Here is a 3,319-nt window from a genome sequence, read left to right on the forward strand (position 1 = left end):
CACCCGGGGGCCATGCCGTACCGGGGCAGGTAGCGCGGCACGAGGTTCAGCAGCCCGGCCATGGCGGAGGCGCCGGCGAACCACAGGATGGCGATGGTGCTCAGATCGTAGACGGTGCCGAATCCGTTTCCCAGGTATTCGTGCGCGAGATAGGCCAGGGCACGCCCGTTCGCCTGCCCGCCCGGCTGGAACTCCTGCGCCGGGATCAGCACCACCGTGGTGAAGCTTGTGGTGACGAGGAACGCGCTCATGATCAGGGCCGCCGTCGTCAGCAGCCGGCGTGCACCCTTGATCCGGCCCTCAGGGTTCTCCTCGGTGTCCGTGACGTGGCCGCGGATCTGCGGCATCACGGCCACGCCGGTCTCGAAGCCGGACAGGCCCAGGGCCAGCTTGGGGAAGACGAGCAGCGCGATGCCCACCACCATCAGCGGGCTCCCGTGCTGGGTGGTCAGGGCCAGCCACCAGTTGTCGACCGCCACCGGGTGCTGCAGGACCTCGATGATCGTTGTGATGACCACGACGACGTTCAGCCCGAGGTAAATGCCCACCAGGACGACGGCGACGCCGATCGCCTCCTTGAAACCGCGCAGGAACACGGCGGCGAGCAGGGCCAGGAAGACCAGCGTGACCGCGACGTTCTGGCCTTGGATCCAGTCGGGGGCGAACGGGTTCTCGATCGCGTGCGCGGTCGCGTCCGCAGCGGAGAGCGTCATGGTGATCATGAAGTCGGTGGCGGCGAAACCCAGCAGCACCAGGACGAGCAGTTTCCCGCCCCACCGCGGCAGCAGCCGCTCCAGCATGGCGATGGACCCTTCGCCGCGCGGACTTTCGCCGGCCACCCGGCGGTACACCGGCAGTGCGCCCAGCAAGGTCACGGCGACCAGGACCAGGGTGGCCAGCGGCGAAATCACGCCGGCCGCGAGCGCGGCGATGGCGGGCTGGTAGCCCAGCGTGGAGAAGTAGTCCACGCCGGTCAGGCACATGACCTGCCACCATGTGTGTTTCTTCAGGTGGCTGTCGCTCACGGCCCCGGGCCCCTGGTGGATTCCCTTGGCGTCCTGGAGGCCGAACAGCAGCCAGTTCTTGAAGTGCTCCCCGGCGTCGGGCCGCGGCGCCGAAGGGTCTGCCGGTGGCCGGCTGAGGGTAGTCATGTAGTCCTTTCCAGGCGACGCATCGCGCCGCTTCCGTCCGCGAGAGTACCAGCGCACGCAGCCGTCACGACCGTCCGGCCAACAATCCTGATGGTTCCTTAACGCCCACGGCGAGCCGCCACATTAAGAGAACGCAAATTTATGGCCTGCCGGCATATGGAAAGCATTAAGGACCGTCCCGAGGGGCGTCGCCGGTGATGTTATGAAGCAAGAGGACGCTGCAGCCACGGTGGCCGCAATCCGATCCCCAGCAGGAGCCAAACAGCATGAACACCACGTCCCGGCCGGCACACGACACGCCCGACCTTCCGGCCCGTGGCGGCACTGCCCCGGATTTCGTCGCCGTCGATGACAGCGGGGACTTTTCCTATCACCGGTCGGAACAGGACCTGCTGGCGGCGTTTGAGTACGTCGGGGAAGCCGCGTGCATCATCGACCCCAGCGGCAGCGCCTACCGCCTCGCCCTGGATCCGAACCGTCATCTGGTCCTCGGGCCCTCCCGCGGCCAAGTGGAATTCCATTGGCTCCGCCACGCATGGCTGGACGCACAAGGCGCGCATCCCGAGGGGCATCGGCTCCGCCGCTTCTACCCCGCCACCAGGGACGAAGTGGTCTCGGACCTGTTCGAAACCCTCGCCCTGGAACGCGGGACAGCCCCGGCCGGGGGCGCCTGGTCTCTCGACATCGACGGCCTTGCCTCGCACCCGTCCGGCATCGAGGACATCGACGTCCAGCTCCGGCGCCAAGACGTGCTGGCGCATGCCCACGTGACAGACCCGTTCGGACACCTCTACCGGCCCGCACGGCACCGCAGGCACTGGTATCTGCCGGCTGCCGCCGGTTTCATCCTCTACATCGAAATCCCCGCCCCCGCCGCAGCCCGCTGAGACCGGTGCCGCCGCCGGCGGGCCGGTGTTAAAGATCCGTCAAGATCGGCCCCGGGGCGGGAGCCGCTCCCGGCTCCGGTGTTATCGTCGGCAGTAAACACGATGGTGGGCATCGCGCGGAGAGGCATAGATGACCACGATGAGCAGGCCGCCTTCGGATCCCTCAGCGGCACGGCCGGGAACCGGGGACAACTTCAGGAAATGGCTGCTGTTCGGCCTGCAGGACGCCAAGGGTATCCATCAGGGGCCCGGGGCCGTGAGTGACAGCCACCTGAAGAAGCACTCGTGGTGGCAGGTCATGTGCCTGACCGGCGTCGATTACTTCTCCACGCTGGGCTACCAGCCGGCCATTGCGGCCCTGGCCGCGGGCGTGATTTCGCCGCTGGCCACGCTGGTCCTGGTTGCCGTGACCTTGTTCGGCGCACTGCCGGTATACCGCCGGGTGGCCGGCGAAAGCCACCGCGGCGAGGGATCCATCGCCATGCTGGAGCGGCTGATGCCGCGTTGGGGCGGGAAACTGCTCGTCCTGGTGTTGCTGGGGTTCGCGGCTACCGACTTCATGATCACCATGACGCTTTCTGCCGCGGACGCGACCGCGCACGCGCTCGAGAACCCGTTCGCCCCCGCCTGGATGCAGGGCCAGAACGTCGCGGTCACGCTGTTCCTGCTGGCTCTGCTCGCCGCCGTGTTCCTGCGCGGTTTCAAGGAGGCCATCGGCGTCGCCGTCGTCCTGGTGGGCATTTACCTGGGCCTGAACGTCGTCGTGGTAGTCACGACAATATTCGAAACATTGACCCACCCAGTTGCCGTGGACGACTGGTGGCTGGCCCTGACCACCCAGCACGGGAGCCCGCTGATGGTGGTGGGCATCGCGCTGCTCGTCTTCCCCAAGCTGGCCCTGGGCCTGTCCGGCTTCGAGACCGGCGTGGCCGTGATGCCGCAGATCCAGGGACGCCCCGGTGACACGGAAGAGAAACCGGCAGGCCGAATCGACGGTGCCCGCCGGCTGCTGACAACTGCCGCCGTCATCATGAGTGCCTTCCTGATCACGACCAGCTTCACCACGGTGGTCCTGATCCCAGCGCAGGACTTCGAACCCGGCGGCCCGGCGAACGGCCGCGCCCTGGCCTACCTCGCGCACGAATACCTGGGAAACGGATTCGGCACCGTCTACGATCTGAGCACCATCGCCATCCTGTGGTTCGCCGGCGCCTCCGCCATGGCCGGGCTGCTGAACCTCGTGCCGCGCTACCTGCCCCGGTACGGCATGGCCCCCGGGTG

General features: G+C 67.6%; 2 protein-coding genes and 1 pseudogene. 2 read left to right on the forward strand and 1 reads right to left on the reverse strand.

Annotation, left to right across the window (positions count from 1 at the left end):
* Window positions 1-1,151 (reverse strand): APC family permease (locus AC1DN2_RS21260; RefSeq protein ID WP_476851867.1); only part of this gene is annotated, 1,151 nt, incomplete at its 3' end.
* 266 nt (window positions 1,152-1,417) lie between these two features.
* Between AC1DN2_RS21260 and AC1DN2_RS21265 the strand changes: the two genes are divergently transcribed.
* A complete protein-coding gene (locus AC1DN2_RS21265) occupies window positions 1,418-2,038 on the forward strand; it encodes a hypothetical protein (RefSeq protein WP_476851868.1) in 621 nt (206 codons plus the stop codon).
* Between the two features lie 130 nt (window positions 2,039-2,168).
* A pseudogene (locus AC1DN2_RS21270) lies at window positions 2,169-3,319 on the forward strand (amino acid transporter); the annotation flags it as partial.

Source organism: Arthrobacter sp. 01L42 (assembly GCF_056400005.1).

What these genes read in the sequence shown, in the direction of transcription:
- AC1DN2_RS21265 (WP_476851868.1), top strand. Translation starts at nt 1,418, where the DNA reads ATGAACACCACGTCCCGGCCGGCACACGACACGCCCGACCTTCCGGCC.